The following is a 17,905-nucleotide window of genomic DNA, read 5'->3' as shown; positions in this document are numbered from 1 at the left end:
TTGGGCCCGCGGGCCCAAGGAGGACAGTAACGAAGAACGCCGCCACAAGAAGAAAGAGGCCGCGAGAAACCCGCCTTCGAGCGACATACCTACAGAACCCGCCACTCACCGTCACGCTCGGGCCGACGATCCCCCTCGGAAAATCTCCCGAAAAAACTTCTCCGAAGTCGCGTCATGCCCGGCCGCCACCGCGCTCTCTCCCTGTGCGGGCCCGCCCGGGGCCCCGTACCGGAGAGGACGTCACGCCATGCAGAACACCGAGAACACCGTGGTCGAGCGGGAGCTGGAGCTCCAGCTGGTGCTCTCCCCCGAGCGCTCCATCCCCGTCCCGGCCCGGCTCGCCTACCGCACCGACGACCCGTACGCCGTGCACATCACCTTTCACGTCGGATCGGAGTACCCGGTCAACTGGACGTTCGCCCGCGAGCTGCTCGTCGAGGGCGTGTTCCGACCGTGCGGCCACGGTGATGTCCGGATCTGGCCCACGAAGGTCGACGACCGCAACGTCGTCCTGATGGCGCTCTCGTCCCCCGACGGCGACGCGCTGCTCGAAGCGCCCTCCGCACAGGTGTCCGCGTGGCTGGAGCGGACCCTGCGCGCCGTTCCGCCGGGCACCGAGTCCGAACAGCTCGGCATCGACGAGGGACTTGCCGAACTGCTGGCCACCACCCCGGTCGCCGACGACCTCTGGCTGCGCGACCCGTGGCCCTCGGACGAGTCTCAGGACGGTGAGGCGTGAGCGGGGCGCCGCCCGGTCAGAACAGCTTCCCGGGATTCAGGATCCCGAGCGGGTCGAAGGTCCGCTTGATGCCCTGCTGCAGCTCCACCCCCACCGGCCCCAGCTCCCGCGCCAGCCACTCCTTCTTCAGTACGCCCACGCCGTGTTCGCCGGTGATCGTTCCGCCCAGCGCCAGACCGAGCGCCATGATCTCGTCGAAGGACTCCCGCGCCCGCCGCGACTCGTCCTCGTCCGCCTGGTCGAAGCAGACGACGGGGTGGGTGTTGCCGTCACCCGCGTGCGCGCAGACGCCGATGGTCAGTTCGTACTTCTCGGCGATGGCGGCCGTGCCGTCGAGCATGGCGGCCAGCCGCGTGCGCGGTACGCACACGTCGTCGATCATCGTCGCGGACTTGATCGTCTCCAGAGCGGTCAGGGAGAGCCGGCGTGCCTGGAGGAGGAGTTCGGACTCTGCGGCGTCCTCGGCCGGTACGACCTCGGTGGCCCCGGCCGCCGCGCACAGCTCCCCGACGGCGGTCAGATCGGCCGCGGGGTCCGGCGTGTCGAAGGCACACAGGAGCAGCGCCTCGGTGGTGTTCGGCAGGCCCATGTTCGCCATGTTGTTGACGGCGCGGATGGTGGTGCCGTCCATCAGCTCCAGCAGAGACGGCGTATGGCCGCGCTCCATGATCGCGCAGACGGCCTCGCAGGCGGCCGCCGAAGAGGGGAACTCAGCGGCCAGCACGAGCTGCTGCGGCGGCTGCGGGCGGAGCGCGAGGGTCGCGCCGACGATGATGCCGAGACTGCCCTCCGAGCCGACGAAGAGCCGGGTCAGGTCGTACCCGGCGACGCCCTTGGCGGTGCGCCGGCCGGTGGAGAGCAGCCGCCCGTCGGCGAGGACGACGTCGAGGCCGAGGACGTACTCCGCCGTCACCCCGTACTTCACACAGCACAGGCCGCCGGACGCGGTGCCGATGTTGCCGCCGATGGTGCACGTCTCCCAGCTGGAGGGGTCCGGCGGGTAGTACAGGCCGTGCTCGTTGACCGCCCGGGACAGGACGGCGTTCACCACCCCGGGCTCCACCACGGCGATCCGGTCGACCGGGTTGATCTCCAGGATCCGGTCCATCTTGACCAGGGACAGCACGACGCAGCCCTCGGAGGCGTTGGCGGCGCCGGACAGGCCGGTGCGCGCGCCCTGCGGGACGACCGGGACGCGCAGCGCGGTGGCGGTGCGCATGACGTGCTGGACCTGCTCGACGGTGCGCGGGAGCACGACGACCGCGGGGGTGCCGGCCGTGCAGAAGCTCGCCATGTCGTTCGCGTAGGAGGCGGTGACGTCGGGGTCGGTGATCAGCGCCTCGGCGGGAAGGCCCGCGCGCAGCTCGGTGTGGAGCCGCGTCAGAAGATCGTCCATGCATCCAGCCTGGCACCCGGGGCCATCGGTGTGAACCCGCCGGAGTGGGCGCTTCGTGTGCTCTTCGTACAGGCGCACAGTGAGCGGCATGAAGACGGAGAACGTGTCGAGGTCGGTCCTGGTCGCCGGGGCGGGCGCGGTGCTCGCGGCGACGGCGCTGCTGTACGCCCCCGATCTCGCTCCCGGTCTGTTCGGCGACGGGAAGCCGCCCGCCCCCGGTCCCGCCGAGCGGGCCGTGCTCGCGGCGAACGCGGGGGCGCAGGCCTCGCTGCCCGACCTGGGCGCGCTGATCGCCGACCGCGAGAAGTGGCTGAAGAAGCATCCGACGGACGAGGAGTCCTGGGCCGTGCTGGGCGCGGCGTACACGGAGCGGGGCGTGCGGCTCGGTGACGCCGCGTACTACCCGCGGGCCGAGCGGGCCCTGAAGCGCTCGCTCGAGGTACGGCCGGCCGCGCGCGGGAACCTCGACGCGCAGCTGGGGCTCGGCGCCCTGGCCAACGCGCGGGGCGACTGGAGCACGGCGCGGACCTGGGGCGAGGCGGTCCGCAAGGAGGACCCGAAGCGCTGGCCGGCGTACCCGCTGCTGATCGACGCGTACAACGGGCTCGGCGACTACGCGTCCGCCCAGAAGGCGCTGTCCGCGCTGGAGGAGCTGCACTCGGGCTCGGCGGTGAGCACGCGCGTGGCGCAGGTCTTCCGCAACAAGGGCTGGCGCGAGGACGCGGCGGCCGCGGCGGACGACGCGGTGGCGCGGGCGGAGACCACGGCGGAGAAGGCGGCGGGGTACGCGCGGCTCGGGGACCTGGCGTGGGAGCGGGGCGACCCGGAGGAGGCGGTGACGCGGTACGGGACGGCGTTGCGTCTCGTACCGGAGCACGGCCCGTCGCTGGCGGGGCGGGCCCGGGCGCTGGCGGCGCTCGGCCGCACGGACGAGGCGCTGCGCGACCACCGGGCGGCGCTCGCGCGGCTGCCGCGGCCGGAGTACGTCCTGGCGGCGGGCGAGCTCTACCAGTCGCTGGGCATGGAGAGTGAGGCGCGGGCCCGGTACGAGCTGCTGCGGACGAGGACCTGGGTCGACGGGGAGGCCGTCCTCGGCCTGTTCGAGGCGGACCACGGCGACGCGACGGCGGCGGTCCGGCGGCTGAAGGCGGAGTGGGCGCGCGGGCACCGTTCGGTGCAGGTGGCGGACGCGCTGGGCTGGGCGCTCTTCCGGGCGGGTCAGCCGAAGGAGGCGCTGGGGTACGCGAAGCGGGCCACGGACGAGGGGCTGCGCAGCGCGCTCTTCTCGTACCACCGGGGCGAGATCGAGCGGGCGGTGGGGCGGTACGGTCCGGCCCGCCGCCATCTGGCGGAGGCGCTGCGGATCAACCCGGACTTCTCGCCGCTGCTCGCCCCGAGGGCCCGGGAGGCGGTCAAGGCGCTGGGCGACCCGCCGGACGTACTCCCGGAGGAACTGCGGCCGGAGGCGGTGCGGGCTCCGGAATCCGAGACCGAGTCGACGCCGCGGGAGACGCCGGCTCCCGGAGAGACACCGGCTCCCGAAGAGACGCCGGCTCCCGGGGAATCGCCGAAGGCACAGCCGCAGTAGCCGGGGGTCCCGCCACGCCCCGCCACGCCCGTTGTGGGCAACTGTCCCGCTGGGGCGGAACGGGTGGGGAACCCCGGCCGCGCTGCGGCGCCAACCCCGCGGGCGCCGCAGCGTGCCGACGCCCGGGCGGACCCGGGTGCTCATGGTGACGGGCCCGGGCGATCGCCCGGGCCCGTCGGCCTCGGCGGACTGGCAGGGTGCCGGACTACAGGTTGCCGCGCTTCTCCTGCTCGCGCTCGATCGCCTCGAACAGGGCCTTGAAGTTGCCCTTGCCGAAGCCCATGGAGCCGTGGCGCTCGATCATCTCGAAGAAGACGGTCGGCTTGTCCTGCACCGGCTTGGTGAAGATCTGCAGCAGGTAGCCGTCCTCGTCGCGGTCGACGAGGATCTTCAGCTCGCGCAGGGTCTCGACCGGCACGCGGGTCTCGCCGGCCCACTCGCCGAGGGTGTCGTAGTACGAGTCCGGGGTGTCGAGGAACTGGACGCCCGCCGCGCGCATGGAGCGGACGGTCGCGACGATGTCGTTGGTGGCCAGGGCGATGTGCTGGACGCCCGCGCCGCCGTAGAACTCCAGGTACTCGTCGATCTGCGACTTCTTCTTCGCGATCGCCGGCTCGTTGATCGGGAACTTCACCTTGAGCGTGCCGTCGGCGACGACCTTCGACATCAGGGCCGAGTACTCGGTCGCGATGTCGTCGCCCACGAACTCCTTCATGTTCGTGAAGCCCATGACCTTGTTGTAGAAGCCGACCCAGTCGTTCATCCTGCCGAGCTCGACGTTGCCCACGCAGTGGTCGATGGCCTGGAAGGTGCGCTTGGCCGGCGGCTCGACGATCGGGGCGGCGGAGACGAAGCCCGGCAGGTAGGGGCCGTCGTAGCCGGAGCGCTCGACGAGGGTGTGGCGGGTCTGGCCGTACGTCGCGATGGCGGCGAGGACGACGGTGCCGTGCTCGTCCTTCACCTCGTACGGCTCGGTGATACCGGTGGCGCCGTGCTCGACGGCGTAGGCGTACGCGGCGCGCGCGTCGGGCACCTCGATCGCCAGGTCGACGACGCCGTCGCCGTGCGTGGCGACGTGCTCGGCGAGGAAGCGGCCCCAGTCGGTGGAGGCCTTGATGACGGAGGTGAACACGAAGCGGGCGGCGCCGTTCGTCAGGACGTAACTGGCGGTCTCGCGGCTCCCGTTCTCCGGTCCGGAGTACGCGACGAGCTTCATGCCGAAGGCCGTGGAGTAGTAGTGCGCGGCCTGCTTGGCGTTGCCGACGGCGAAGACGACCGCGTCCATCCCCTTCACGGGGAAGGGGTCGGCCTGCCGCGCCGTGGAGGGGGAGGGATCGATGATCATCGAGTTGTCTGCCATGGGGGCAGAGTCCCGCCGATCGGCAAGCTGCGCAATAGTTCGCCGAGCGACTGGGCAATCTGCACAGCGCTGAGCCAGTATGGCCGGAAGACTTGTACAGGATGACCATGGGGAGGCAGCTGTGGCGATCGATCATCTGGACGGCCGGCTGATCGTGCTGCTGGCACGGGAACCGCGGATCGGGGTGCTTGAGGCCTCGCGCCGGCTGGGCGTGGCGCGCGGCACGGTGCAGGCGCGTCTGGACCGCCTTCAGGCGAACGGGGTCATCCGCGGTTTCGGCCCGCAGGTCGACCCGACGGCGCTCGGTTATCCGGTGACGGCGTTCGCGACGCTGGAGATCAAGCAGGGGCAGGGGGCGGACGTGCGGGAGCACCTGGCGACCGTGCCCGAGGTGCTGGAGCTGCACACGACGACGGGCCACGGCGACATGCTCTGCCGGCTGGTCGCCCGCTCCAACGCCGACCTCCAGCGGGTGATCGACAGGGTCGTCGGCTTCGAGGGGATCATGCGGGCGTCCACGGCGATCGTGATGGAGAACCCCGTGCCGCTACGGATCATCCCGCTGGTGGAACAGGCGGCGGAGGACGGCCCCGCGTAGACCTCGACGGCCCGGGCGGCCCCGCGCCCCCGCGTAGCCCCTCGACGGGCCCGCGTGGCCCCCGACCCCGGCCCCCACGACACCGCGCCCGAGTTCCAAAGAGGTGGTTGCAAAGAAACCCTTGCAACCCTTCCTTTGCAACTCTATTCTCGTGCCATGCCCGAGCCCGAGAAGCCCCAGAGCCGCACCCTCGACCCGCGCTCGCTGCGCGGGCTCGCCCACCCGCTCCGGATCCAGCTGCTGCGCTCCCTGCGCCACCACGGCCCCGCCACCGCCTCCCAGCTGGCCGAGCGGCTCGGCGAGTCCAGCGGTGCGACCAGCTACCACCTGCGGCAGCTCGCCGCGCACGGCTTCGTCGAGGACGACCCGACGCGGGGCAAGGGCCGGGAGCGGTGGTGGAAGGCGTCCCAGCAGGGCACGAGCTTCGACGAGTCGCTGTACCGGAACCCGGACCCCGAGGTGCAGGGCGCGGTGGCGGTCTATCTCCACGAGATCGCGACCATCCACACCCAGGAGCTGAACACCTACCTCGGCACCCGGCACGAATGGGACGAGAGCTGGAGCGCCGCCTCCGACATGAGCGACTTCTGCCTGCGCCTGCCGCCCGAGCGGCTGCGCGAACTCAACGAGAAGATCCACGAGTTGATCGACTCCTACAGCGAAGGCGCCGACCCCGAAGCTCCGGGCGCCGCCCGCGTACGGATGCACCTGCACGCGTTCCCCCAGTACGAGAACTGAGAAAGGGATCACGAAGCCATGCACCCCGACATCCACCTCCAGCTCCACCACCTCGACGCGGCCGAACTCCACCGGGCGGCCGCCGACTCCCTCCCCCGCACGCCGTTCCGCTCCCAACTGGGCTGGGCACTGGTCACCTTGGGCCTGCACCTCGCCGTTCCGGCCGAACCCGCCACCGCTCGGCGGATCACGCTGGCCGCATGAGCACCCCGGGGGGACGCGCTCCACTGGCCACCGTCCTGGCCGCCAACGCCATATCCATCACCGGCAATTCACTCACCCTCATCGGCGTCCCGTGGTTCGCCCTCGACACCACGGGCAGCCCCGGAAAGGCGGGGCTGGTCGCCTTCTGCGCGGCCGTCCCCGTCGTCGTCTCCGCGATCGTCGGCGGACCGGTCATCGACCGGATCGGGCGCCGGCGGATCAGCGTCGCCTCCGACCTCGTCTGCGCCGTCGCGCTCGCCGCGATCCCCCTCCTGCACGGCGCCGGCCTGCTCCGGTTCTGGATGCTGTGCGCGCTGATGGCCGTGACCGGTCTCTTCCACGCGCCCGGCGAGACCGCCCGCTCCGTGCTGATCCCGGGCCTCGCCCGCCGCGCCGGGACCCCGCTCCCCCGCGCCGCGAGCCTCTACGACGCGGTCTCCCGAGGCGCCCGGATGACCGGCGCCGCCCTCGCGGGCGTCCTCATCGCCGTCCTCGGCGCGGACACGGTCCTGCTCCTCGACGCCGCCACCTTCGGGCTCTCCGCCCTGATGATCCTCGTCGGCCTGCGAGGCGTGCCGTCCGCCGCTCCCCTGCCGGATCCGGCCCCCTTCTCGCTGTCCGGCTACCGCGCCGAGCTCCGCGAGGGGTACACCTTCGTGCTCCGCTCCCGGCTGCTGCTCGGCGTCGTCCTCATGGTGATGGTCACCAACGGCCTGAGCCAGGCGTGGAGTTCGGTGCTGCTGCCCGTCCACGCCCGGGAGAACCTCGGCGGCTCGGCCGCCCTCGGCCTGCTCGTCGCCGTCTTCGGCGGCTGCGCGCTGCTCGGGGCGCTGCTGTACGGGGCGTTCGGCCACCGCTTCTCGCGCCGGGCCGTCTTCACCGCGGGCTTCCTGCTGTGCGGCGCGCCGCCGTACGTGGTGGCCGCGCTCACCGACACCACGGCGCCGCTGCTCGTGACCATGGCGGCGAGCGGATTCGGCGCGGGGATGCTCAACCCGATCCTCGCCACCGTCGCGTACGAACGCGTCCCCGACGAACTGCGCAGCCGGGTCTCCGGGGTGACCACGGCGGGGGTGCTCCTGGCCACCCCGCTGGGCGGCCTCGTCGCCGGGCAGCTCGTCGAACGAAACGGCCTGGTGACGGCGCTCCTCGCGCTCGGCGCGGTGTACTTCCTGGTCACCCTCGCCCCGATGGTCTTCCCGGCCTGGCGCGGGATGGAGCCCTCGGGGACGAAGGGCGAGCCGGTCAGCAGCTCGGGATCTTCGCTTCCTGGCCCTGCTCCAGCGCCCGGAGCGACGCCACCGCGTCGCTGAGCGTCGAGACCGGGATCAGCCGCATCCCCTTCGGCAGCTCCGCCTGCGCGTCGGAGCACTCCGCCTCCGGCACGAGGAAGACGCTCGCCCCGTCCCGCGCGGCGGCCTGGGTCTTCAGCGAGACCCCGCCGACGGCGCCGACCGTGCCGTCCGGGTCGATCGTGCCCGTACCGGCGACGGTACGGCCGCCGGTGAGGTCGCCGTCCGCGCCGTCGCCGTCGAGCTTGTCGACGATCCCGAGAGAGAAGAGGAAGCCGGCGCTCGGCCCGCCGATGTCGGCGAGATGGAGCGTGACCTTGACGTCCTGCGGGTCCTTCTTCAGATACCCGAGGGCGGCCAGGGTGGCGGCGTCCTGCGACTCCTTCATCTCGCCGAGGTTGTGCTTCTCCACCTCGGCGTCCGACTTCCCCGGGGGGTAGACGGAGTCACGCGGCAGAACGGCCTGGTCGGTACGGAACCAGGCGTCGGCGATGTCGGCGAAGTCGTTGTCGACGCTCGGCCCGGTGGCCACGATCGTGGTCATCAGCAGCTTGCCCTCGGTCTCCCGGACGGGCGCCCCGCTGATCGTGATCACCGGCCGCCCGTCGACGGCACCGAGCACGTCGGCGGTCGAACCGGGCGAGGCGATGGCGTACGGCAACGGCGCGAGCCCGACGACGGCGAAGAGCGCGGCGACGGGCAGGGCACAGAGCGCGAGCGCACGGTTGCGCGTGAGACTGGTGAGCACGGCGTCCAATCTACTGGGCACCCGGCGGCACCCGACGGCCGAAGAACCCCCGGACCTGGTGACGCACGGCACGCACGGCCGCCTGCGGTCGATCGCCCGAGGGACGCGTAGTCGGTGAAGACCCCGTGCGCCGCGTCGTCGAGCTGCCACCGGCGGGGGCGGCCCCCGGTGTGCGCGAGCATCGCGTCCCAGGAGGGTCGAGCCGGGCGCCGCGGAAGCCGTCGGTGCCCGGGGGCCGGAGCCCTCGCCCCGCCCGTGGCCCCAGGCCGGGGCACTGGAGGACCTGCGGCCCCGGGCCGGGGCCCCTGGAGGCCCGCCGAACCGGAGCCACGTGGCCCGTGCGCGCGCCCTAGCGCAGCGCGTCGGCGACCTCACGGGCCGCGTCGACGACCCTCGGGCCCACCCGTTCCGGGACGGCGTCCGCGAGCATCACGACGCCCACGCTGCCCTCGATGCCCGTGATGCCCACCAGCGGGGCCGCCGCGCCGCTCGCTCCCGCCTCCAGCTCGCCGTGGGTCAGGGTGAATCCGGGCTCGATCAGGCTGCCCTGCCGGGCCGCGAGGATCGCGCGACCCGCCGCGCCCCGGTCCAGCGGGTGCCGGAACCCGGCCCGGTAGGCCACGTGGTAGTCGGTCCAGGTCGGTTCCACGACGGCGACCGCCAGTGCCTCCGCCCCGTCCACGAGGGTGAGGTGGGCGGTCGCGCCTATGTCCTCGGCGAGCGAGCGCAGCGCGGGTAGCGCTGCCTCCCGTACGAGCGGATGGACCTGGCGGCCCAGCCGGAGCACGCCGAGACCCACCCGGGCGCGACCGCCCAGGTCTCGCCGTACGAGTGCGTGCTGTTCGAGCGTGGCGAGCAGACGGTAGACGACGGTCCTGTTGACGCCGAGTCGGTTGGACAACTCGGTGACGGTCAGGCCGTGGTCGGTGTCGGCGAGCAGTTTGAGGACCCTGAGGCCCCGGTCGAGCGTCTGGGAGGTTTCCGCGGTCACGACGCCCTCTCCTTCGGAGTGAGTGACGGCGGACCTTCAAACGAGAGCAGCGGCGCCGGTCCCGCGGCGACGCACGTCAGAGGCCGCCGGCAGGCCATGCGCACCGGCTGCGCTCCGCGGCGGCGCTGCCACGGGGCGGTTGCATTGCGGGGGACAGTAGCGATCCACTCCGCTCAGCGGAAGACCTCGTCCAGAATCCGGGCGCGAGCGACCGGATAACGCCGGTTCGAGTCGTAAGTCGGCCGGTCGGAGGAGTTCGGCGGACAAGATCGGCTTTGTCGTACGCGAAAAGCGCCGGGCCCGTACGCCCACCGCGCACGGGCCCGCGAGGCTCCCGCGTCCGCCGGACATGCCGGCCGCCGGACGCCCGGCTCACCCGACGCCCGACTCACCCGACGCCGGGCTCACCCGACGCCCGACTCACCCGACACCCGGGTCACCGCATCCGGGTGGCCCACTCCTGGACCTTCTTGATCCGCTCGCGGATCTGACCGGCGGTCGCCTCCGCGCTCGGCGGACCGCCGCAGACCCGCCGCAGCTCGGTGTGGACGACGCCGTGCGGCTTGCCGCTCTGGTGAACGTACGCACCGACCATCGTGTTGAGCTGTTTCCTCAGCTCAAGGAGTTCCTTGTGGGAAACGACGGGCCGCCGCTCGGCCGGCAGCTCCAGCAGGTCCGCCTCGGTGTCCGGCCGCTTGCGGCTGTGCGCGATCTGCCGGGCCTGGCGCTTCTGGAGCAGGAGCTGAACCTGGTCGGGTTCGAGGAGGCCGGGGATGCCGAGGTAGTCCTGCTCCTCCTCGCTGCCCGGGTGGGCCTGCATCCCGAACTCGGCGCCGTCGTAGAGCACGCGGTCGAAGACGGCGTCGGACTCCAGCGCCTCGAAGGGCAGCTGGTCCTGCTCGCCGGTGTCCTCGTCCTGCTGCCTCTCGGCCTCCGCCATCTCCTTCTCGGACTCGGCGTACGGGTCCTCCTCGCCGTTCTTCTTCGGCTTGTCGAGGACGTGGTCGCGCTCGACCTCCATCTCGTTGGCGAAGCCGAGGAGGTTGGGGATGGTGGGAAGGAACACGGAGGCGGTCTCGCCGCGCCTGCGCGAACGTACGAAACGTCCGACGGCCTGGGCGAAGAAGAGGGGGGTCGAGATGGTCGTCGCGTACACGCCGACGGCGAGACGGGGGACGTCGACGCCCTCGGACACCATGCGGACGGCGACCATCCAGCGGTCGTTGTTCTCGCTGAACTCGTCGATCCGCTTCGAGGCGGCGGCCTCGTCGGAGAGGACGACCGTGGCCTTGGTGCCGGTGATCTCGCGGATCAGCTTGGCGTAGGCGCGGGCGGAGTCCTGGTCGGAGGCGATGACAAGCCCGCCGGCGTCGGGGATGCCCTTCCTGACTTCCGTCAGGCGCTGGTCGGCGGCGCGCAGGACGTTCGGCATCCAGTCGCCGCGCGGGTCGAGGGCGGTGCGCCAGGCCTGGGAGATGGCGTCCTTGGTCATGGGCTCGCCGAGGCGGGCGGCGATCTCGTCGCCCGCCTTGGTGCGCCAGCGCATGTTGCCGCTGTAGGAGAGGAAGATCACGGGCCGGACGACGCCGTCGCCCAGAGCGTTCCCGTAGCCGTAGGTGTAGTCGGCGGACGACCGCCGGATTCCGTCGTTCCCCTCCTCGTACGTGACGAAGGGGATGGGGTTCGTGTCGGAGCGGAAGGGCGTACCGGTCAGGGCGAGGCGGCGGGTCGCCGGGTCGAACGCCTCCAGGCAGGCCTCGCCCCAGGACTTGGAGTCGCCGGCGTGGTGGATCTCGTCGAGGATGACGAGGGTCTTGCGCTGCTCGCAGCGGTTGCGGTGGAGCATGGGGCGCACGCCCACACCGGCGTAGGTGATGGCGACGCCGTGGTACTCCTTGCTGAGCGGCCCGGCGCTGTAGTCGGGGTCGAGCTTGATCCCTATCCGCGCGGCGGCGGCGGCCCACTGCTTCTTCAGGTGCTCGGTGGGGGCGACGACCGTGACCTGCTGCACGACATGGTGGTGCAGCAGCCAGGACGCGAGGGTCAGCGCGAAGGTGGTCTTTCCGGCGCCAGGGGTCGCGACGGCGAGGAAGTCGCGGGGCTGTTCCTGGATGTACCTCTCCATGGCGCCCTGCTGCCAGGCTCGCAGCTTGTTGGCGGTGCCCCAGGGGGCCCGCCCGGGGAAGGCGGGAGAGAGGTGATGGGAGGAGGTGGCGGTGGTAGTCACGGTCTCCGGTTCGACGCTCGTCCAGATATGACAACCGGGCCACCCTACCGGTGCGGCCACCGGGGCCCGGCCTGGGCGAGGCCATGACCTCGCGCCGTGCGGCGAGCGTCACAGCCTCGGACCGGTCAGCGAGCGAATCGCGGCAGCCGCGCGGCGATCTTGGGTACGTCGAGCGCCCCTTGGCACACGTCCAGGACGAAGGTCTCCGCCTCGTCGACGTCGAACCCCGGGTCCAGCGGGTGGCCGTTCATGTGCAGGAACACCCAGGTCGCGTACCAGGCGATGCGCTTGTTCCCATCCACCAGACCGTGGTTGCGGGCCAGCGACTCCATCAGAGCCGCCGCCTTCTCCCAGACGTCGGGGTATGCGTCCTGGCCGAACACGCTCGACTGCGGGCGCGCGAGCGCGGAGTCGAGCAGCCCGTAGTCGCGCACGTCGCTCGCTCCGAGGCGCTCAGCCAGGTTCAGGAGTTCGGGCAACGTGAGGTAGTGCGTCACGCGAGCCTCCGGTTCAGCTCCTCGCTGGCCTTGAGAACGTGCTCGGCGGCCTCGTTGAACAGCCGTGAGTGCTCGTTTATGGCCTTGATGACGGCATCGTGAGCGAAGGACTGCATGCTGCGGCCCTCCGCTTCGGCGCGCTCGCGCAGCGCGTCCAGCTCTTCTTCGGTGAATCGGACGTTGAGACCAGCCATGTACCAGATGGTACCGCGCGGTACCATACGGTGTCACCGGGTTTCGGCCGCCCGCAGCCTCGTCGCCACCCACGCCCCCACCAGCGCCACCCCCGCCATCGGCAGGAAGACCACCGCGAAGGCCGCCGGGTGGGAGCTCGCCCCCGCCACCGCTCCGTGGCCGACCGTCCCGCCCCCCAGCGCCCCGAACGCCGCGCCGCCGAGCGCGAGCAGCAGCACGTTCGACAGGCCGTCCGAGATCTGCAGCGCCGCCGAGTTCGCGCCCGCCTCCTCCGGTGCGGAGAGCTTCAGGAGCAGCACGCTCGTCGAGGCGATCACCATGCCCATACCCAGGCAGCCGAAGCCCCACGCGACCGCCACCACCCACACCGGGACCGACTCGATCAGGACCGTCGGCGCCGTGCCGATCGCCGCCGCGACGAGGAGCATCCCGAGCACCACGAGCCGTTCCCGGTACGGCTCCGTCCGCGGCCGGGACTGGATCCACGACCCGAGCGCCCACGTCGCGCCGCCGACCGCGAGCGACAGCCCCGCCAGCGTGGGGCTCAGCCCCCGCTGGGTGACCAGCATGAGCGGCACGAAGGACTCGGCGGCGATGAAGGACCCCGCCGCGATCCCCCGCAGCAGCACCACGGACGGCAGCCCGCGCGCCGCCCGGTAGGTCCCGCGGGGCAGCAGCCCGAGCACGGCCGGCACGAGCAGCGCCGCGCCCGCCGCCGCCGGAAGCAGCGAGAGCCAGCGCAGCTCCTGACCGGCGTACTGGAGCAGCCCCGCACCGGCCGAGATGCCGAGCGCGAGCCGGATCCGCCGCCGGTCGTACGGCGGGAGGGGCGCGGCCGGGTCGGCGGGCCCGGACGCGGTGCGGCGAATGGCGGGGAGGGCGAGGGCGAGCGGGAGGAGGACGAGGACGGGGATCCCGACGAAGACCCAGCGCCAGCCCAGGTGCTCGGTGATCGTCCCGGAGGCGAGCGGCCCCACGACGGACGGGACGACCCAGCTGGCGGCGAAGGCGGCCATGATCGCGGGCCGCAGCTGCTCGGAGTAGGCCCGGCTGACGACGACGTACAGCGCGACGATCACCAGCCCGCCGCCGAGCCCCTGCACGGCCCGGCCGAGGACGAAGAGCCACATCGTGCCGGCGGTCCCGGAGAGCAGCAGCCCGGCGGCGAAGGCGCTGATGCCGACGGTGAGCGGTGCGAGGGGCCCGGCGCGGTCGGACCACTGCCCGGACAGGACCATGGCGAAGAGGCTGGTGGTGAAGTACGCGGAGAAGGCGAACGCGTAGAGCGGGATCCCGTTCAGCTCGCGCGCCGCGACCGGCATGGCCGTGCCGACGGCGGTCGCCTCGAAGGCGATGAGCAGGACGACGGAGACGATGCCGACGCTGAGCGCCCGGTGCTCCCGGTCGAGCACGGAGCCGCCGCCCGAGGGGGCGGCGGTGGGGGTGGTCGGCGCGACGTCGGCGTCACGGGGTTCGAGGGCGCTCATGCCTCCAGAGTAAGAGGCGTACCGCGATTTGACCCCTGTCCAAAGCAGGACAGTGCACTGGTCCGTAGGTCGTAGGCCCCGCTACGCCCACGCCCATGACTATGACGGGCACATGGCAGTCATGTTGCATCCCCCCGGATTCCCTTGGCGCCACTCTCCGCCCGCCCTACGGTCGTACTCGTACACACCATGGCCGTGTGCCCGAGTGGCTCAGGGGCTCGACTGCAAATCGAGTTACGTCGGTTCGATTCCGATCACGGCCTCTGCGCGCCTGTGGCGCGAAACCGCCCACCCCCCGCCTTTGCTGCGTAGCGAACGCATAGGCTTCGATCGCTTTCCCGGCCGGACACAGCCGGGAGTCAACGGGGAGGGGCGAAGGGCTATGACCTTCGAAGAGGAGTGGGCTGCCGCCCGTGCGAGTGCGGCGCAGTCCTCGGCGATGCAACTCAACCAGGTCGACGGGAGCCCGGGCGGCCCTGCGAGTGATGCCGCGGTTCTGGCAGTGAACTCCGACGAGCTCGGAGCGATCGGGCACGACGCGTACGGCCTCTACGGACGGCTGTCGAAGGACGGGGACCACGCCCGCCCCTCGACGTTCAACGCGGCGATCGCGTTGATGAACGGCAACTTCACCAGCGGCTCGGAGCTGCTGAAGGTGCATGACCGCTGGAACACGCAGCTGCGGACCCTTCTCGACGCGTGCGCCCACATCTCCAACCACCTCGACTACACGAAGGCCACTCATGCGAACAACGACGTCGACATCGCCGGCAACCTGACCTCGGTATCGAAGATCAGCGAGTACTTCAAGTAGTCCACGGGGGACCCGATGCTGAAGTTCGACGACGTCGTCAACGCGCCTGTAGGCAAGTTCAAGGAAGCGGTCGACGACTGGTCGGAAATGGTCGCGAAGCTGGAGAAGCTCGCCGACGACGCCCGGCTGGGCATGAAGGTGAAGTCGGACAAAGCCGACTGGCAGGGTGTCAACGCGGGTGTCACCAAGCCGTTCATCACGAAGACGGCCAAGGAGTTCGACGACGCCGCCGCTCAGGCCAAGGGCATCAAGCTGCTCCTTGAGGACGCGCACACGTCGTTCAAGGCGGCCAAGGACGCGCTCGCCAGGATCAGGGACGCGGAGGGACCCGCCGCAGGCATCCATGTGGACGCCACGGGCAAGGTCAGGCCCCGATATCCGCTGGAGGACGACGAGGCGGCCCGCCGTGACCCCGACTATCCGGAGGCTCTGCGCAAGCAGAAGGAGACCGTCGCCTCCTGGCAGACCAAGCTCGACCGGATCGTCGAGGACTGTTCCGACGCCGACGACTCCCTGAAGCGTGCCCTCGCCGCGAACGTGAAGGACGACCACAACTTCACCGCGCCCACGTACAAGAGCCTCGACGCGGAGCAGGTCGACCGGGCGACGGAACTCATGAAGAAGGTCACCGGAGACGGCGGCACCGCGCGCAATGTGGTCGCGCTCAGGGAACTCGAAGAGCTTCTGGACGACAACCGCACGGACCCCGAGTTCTCCGCGGGCTTCTACCGGAAGCTGGGTGCCGAGGGGACCCTGGAGGCGTACACGAGGATGTCGCTGGACGCGACGTCTCTCGGGCCCGCCGGCCAGGACCGCGCGAACATGGTCCGCAACATCCAGGGCGACATGGGCGCGATGCTCGGCCTCGCCACGCAGACGTCGACACCGAACCACCTCGACGCCACCTGGACCACACAGCTCCTGAAGGCGGGCCGCAAGCAGATCGACGTGTCGGGTTTCGCCGGCCTGGGCACGGAGGTGTACGGCTACCAGGCCCTGGGTTCCCTGATCAGGGAAGGGACGTACGACAAGGGCTTCCTCACCGCGGTGGGCCGCGACATGGTCGCCATGGACAAGCAGGACCCCGACATCTGGCAGCGGTACATGCCGTACGACCAGAAGATGGCCTTCAACCTCGACGAGACGGGCGGCAGGGGCTTCAACCCCCTCACCGGCCTCATGGAGGCGATGAGCCGGAATCCCGAAGCATCGGCGGCCTTCTTCGACGAACCGCTGCGTGAGGACACCAACAAGGACGGTGTCGTGACGCTGTCCGACAGCGCCATCAAGGGCAAGGACGCTCAGGGCATGGTCGAGTACATGCTCGACAAGAAGCCGACGGCGGACTGGTACGACACCACGATCGGCGGAGAGTACAACCCCGGCCAGACCGCCATGGGCAACGCTCTGGAGGCGGCGGTGACCGGCCGCGTACCGGGTGACGACGACGCGCCACCGGTGTCGCACACCGAGACCATGAGCAGCGTGATGGAGAAGGTCGTCGCGAAGATCGGCGCGGAACCGGAACTGGTGGCCGCGACGAAGCCCGGCGACCCGCCCAGCCCGCTCCACGCCCTGGCTCCGCAGTTCGGCAACATGGCCGCCGAGTACATGCCCGATCTGCAGGCGACCGCGGAGAACGGGGCGGACCAGGCGAAGCCGTTCGGCGTGATGGCCGAGTTCCGCAAGGACGAGATGGCGTTGTTCCTCGGCGCGGTCGGCCAGGACCCCCAGGCATACGGTGCGATCACGAACGCCCAGCAGGCGTACACCACAGCGCTCGTCTCGGACGTCTTCCACAACCCCGAGAAGCACGGTGACACCCAGGCCGCGATCGAGAACGCCGTCCACCCGGGCGGCGAGATCGCGGGCATCATGACCGAGGCCAGGGCGCAGTCCATCCACGACACCAAGGCGCACGAGGCCGAGGAGTTCAACAAGGGCGTGGAGGACAACGCGAAGTGGACGAACCGGGTCATCGATGCTGTGGGGGGCAAGTACGTGGAGATGATCCCGGTAGGCGGCGACGTGATCATGTGGATCAAGGAGGACGTCACGGAGTCCGCCGTGGAGAAGGCGCAGGACGACAAAGCTGGTGAGTCCCGTGTCGAGTCGGCCCAGGGCTACACCGAGGCAGAAAAGGCGGCAAAACGAGCAGCGGCATCCGCCGTCGACGCAGCCGCACGAGGATCCGACCTCGCTCCGGAGCAAATCGCCGAGTACAGGGGGGCGGCCTCCACGAAGACGGGGGCCGCACACTCCATCGGCCGTGACCTGATCGCCAGTTCAGCCCCGAAGGGAAGCTAGATGCGCCGAGCGCAGGCCGCCCGTTCATTGGCCGCATTGACGAGCACACTCCTCCTAGCAGCGATGGCCGGCTGTTCAGACGGTGAGAGCAGGTCGGTTCCGAAGCTCCCGGAACGGCTCTGCTGGGGCGTGTTCGCCGACGACGAGATCACTCCTCTCATGCGGACGGGCACGAAGGCCAAGGTGTGGGACGAACCCTTCGCCCTCGACGAGGGACTCGACTCCGTCACGTGCATCCTGTACGTCGACGGCGTCGAGAGGATGCTTGTCGACGCCACACGCTACGACTTCGAAGGTGAGGTCGACTGGTCCCCCTGGGACAAGGCCAAGCCCCAGCCCATCGACGTGGGCGAGAGGGGCATCATCTGGCCAAACGGCGCCGGCACGCACATTGTGTGCGAGGCATCCAAGTCGCCGTCCGAACCTGGAAAGTACATCGAGATGCATTTGAGCGTGGACGGCTCGCCCGACGAGAAGAAGCTGCGCGCCGCACTCCCGGGCCTGTTGCAGCAGTTGGTCACCTTCGCGAAGAACGAGCTGAACTGCCCCTGACGCACTGCGGTCACAGGGTGTTGCGGTGCGGGATCCGTACCGCAACACCCCCACGACATGGGTTCGACCAACACCACATCACGGGACATGCCGCTCGGCCGGCCGCCGCTGTCCGCCAGCAGACCGGCCCGTCCCCCGTGGACACAGTGAAATGGTCTGTCACTCTACTGAG

17 protein-coding genes and 1 tRNA gene are annotated in these 17,905 nt (G+C 70.9%); 10 read left to right on the top strand and 8 right to left on the bottom strand.

Going from position 1 to position 17,905, the window contains the following annotated elements; all coding sequences use genetic code 11:
- Positions 1-247: 247 nt before the first annotated feature.
- Positions 248-739, top strand: coding sequence for an SsgA family sporulation/cell division regulator (locus tag M5362_RS23125; protein WP_260229627.1), 492 nt, complete (start codon positions 248-250; stop codon positions 737-739).
- A 16-nt stretch (positions 740-755) separates the two neighbouring features.
- Here the strand turns inward: M5362_RS23125 and M5362_RS23120 are convergent, their stop codons facing one another.
- A complete protein-coding gene (locus M5362_RS23120) occupies positions 756-2,135 on the bottom strand; it encodes an FAD-binding oxidoreductase (protein ID WP_260229626.1) in 1,380 nt (459 codons plus the stop codon).
- Between the two features lie 88 nt (positions 2,136-2,223).
- Between M5362_RS23120 and M5362_RS23115 the strand changes: the two genes are divergently transcribed.
- The gene (locus M5362_RS23115; protein WP_260229625.1) at positions 2,224-3,723 is read left to right on the top strand and encodes a lipopolysaccharide assembly protein LapB; all 1,500 of its coding nucleotides are present in this window, start codon (positions 2,224-2,226) and stop codon (positions 3,721-3,723) included.
- 205 nt (positions 3,724-3,928) lie between these two features.
- Here M5362_RS23115 and hppD read toward each other — a convergent pair whose 3' ends face one another.
- Positions 3,929-5,068 carry a 4-hydroxyphenylpyruvate dioxygenase gene (hppD, locus tag M5362_RS23110; RefSeq protein ID WP_260229778.1) on the bottom strand — a complete coding sequence of 380 codons (1,140 nt, stop codon included), beginning with the start codon at positions 5,066-5,068 and terminating at the stop codon, positions 3,929-3,931.
- Between the two features lie 136 nt (positions 5,069-5,204).
- Here hppD and M5362_RS23105 point away from each other — a divergent pair, with 136 nt between their 5' ends.
- From M5362_RS23105 to M5362_RS23090, 4 genes are all read left to right on the top strand, one after another.
- Positions 5,205-5,681, top strand: a complete 477-nt coding sequence (locus M5362_RS23105; protein ID WP_260229624.1) for an Lrp/AsnC family transcriptional regulator — start codon at positions 5,205-5,207, stop codon at positions 5,679-5,681.
- Between the two features lie 156 nt (positions 5,682-5,837).
- On the top strand, positions 5,838-6,419 hold the full coding sequence (locus tag M5362_RS23100) for a transcriptional regulator (protein ID WP_260229623.1): 582 nt from the start codon (positions 5,838-5,840) through the stop codon (positions 6,417-6,419).
- Between the two features lie 18 nt (positions 6,420-6,437).
- Positions 6,438-6,623 (top strand): hypothetical protein, encoded by a 186-nt coding sequence (locus tag M5362_RS23095; protein ID WP_260229622.1) that lies wholly within the window; start codon positions 6,438-6,440, stop codon positions 6,621-6,623.
- Entirely contained in the window at positions 6,620-7,936 is a 1,317-nt protein-coding gene (locus tag M5362_RS23090) for an MFS transporter (protein ID WP_260229621.1), read from the top strand. Before M5362_RS23095 ends, M5362_RS23090 begins: the two co-directional genes overlap by 4 nt.
- Here the strand turns inward: M5362_RS23090 and M5362_RS23085 are convergent.
- From M5362_RS23085 to M5362_RS23060, 6 genes are all read right to left on the bottom strand, one after another.
- Entirely contained in the window at positions 7,869-8,663 is a 795-nt protein-coding gene (locus tag M5362_RS23085; protein WP_260229620.1) for a S16 family serine protease, read from the bottom strand. The genes M5362_RS23090 and M5362_RS23085 overlap by 68 nt on opposite strands.
- Positions 8,664-9,012: 349 nt before the next feature.
- On the bottom strand, positions 9,013-9,654 hold the full coding sequence (locus tag M5362_RS23080) for an IclR family transcriptional regulator (RefSeq protein ID WP_260229619.1): 642 nt from the start codon (positions 9,652-9,654) through the stop codon (positions 9,013-9,015).
- 436 nt (positions 9,655-10,090) lie between these two features.
- Complete coding sequence (locus M5362_RS23075) at positions 10,091-11,881, bottom strand: DEAD/DEAH box helicase (RefSeq protein ID WP_260229618.1); 1,791 nt, start codon at positions 11,879-11,881, stop codon at positions 10,091-10,093.
- A 125-nt stretch (positions 11,882-12,006) separates the two neighbouring features.
- A complete protein-coding gene (locus tag M5362_RS23070; RefSeq protein ID WP_260229617.1) occupies positions 12,007-12,378 on the bottom strand; it encodes a type II toxin-antitoxin system death-on-curing family toxin in 372 nt (123 codons plus the stop codon).
- Positions 12,375-12,572 (bottom strand): Arc family DNA-binding protein, encoded by a 198-nt coding sequence (locus tag M5362_RS23065; protein ID WP_260229616.1) that lies wholly within the window; start codon positions 12,570-12,572, stop codon positions 12,375-12,377. The genes M5362_RS23070 and M5362_RS23065 overlap by 4 nt, the downstream gene beginning before the upstream one ends.
- A 33-nt stretch (positions 12,573-12,605) precedes the next feature.
- Positions 12,606-14,060 (bottom strand): MFS transporter, encoded by a 1,455-nt coding sequence (locus M5362_RS23060; protein ID WP_260229615.1) that lies wholly within the window; start codon positions 14,058-14,060, stop codon positions 12,606-12,608.
- A 191-nt stretch (positions 14,061-14,251) separates the two neighbouring features.
- Here M5362_RS23060 and M5362_RS23055 point away from each other — a divergent pair.
- From M5362_RS23055 to M5362_RS23040, 4 genes are all read left to right on the top strand, one after another.
- Positions 14,252-14,323 (top strand) — tRNA-Cys (locus M5362_RS23055).
- Positions 14,324-14,442: 119 nt separating this feature from the next.
- Positions 14,443-14,874: a hypothetical protein gene (locus M5362_RS23050; RefSeq protein WP_260229614.1), complete on the top strand. Its 432-nt coding sequence runs from the start codon at positions 14,443-14,445 to the stop codon at positions 14,872-14,874.
- Between the two features lie 15 nt (positions 14,875-14,889).
- Positions 14,890-17,181: a DUF6571 family protein gene (locus M5362_RS23045; protein WP_260229613.1), complete on the top strand. Its 2,292-nt coding sequence runs from the start codon at positions 14,890-14,892 to the stop codon at positions 17,179-17,181.
- A 36-nt stretch (positions 17,182-17,217) separates the two neighbouring features.
- On the top strand, positions 17,218-17,733 hold the full coding sequence (locus M5362_RS23040) for a hypothetical protein (protein ID WP_260229612.1): 516 nt from the start codon (positions 17,218-17,220) through the stop codon (positions 17,731-17,733).
- The last annotated feature ends 172 nt before the right edge of the window (positions 17,734-17,905 follow it).

It is taken from the genome of Streptomyces sp. Je 1-79, from assembly GCF_025195125.1.
Lineage (GTDB): Bacteria > Actinomycetota > Actinomycetes > Streptomycetales > Streptomycetaceae > Streptomyces.
This window is presented reverse-complemented; position numbering and strand designations above follow the sequence as displayed.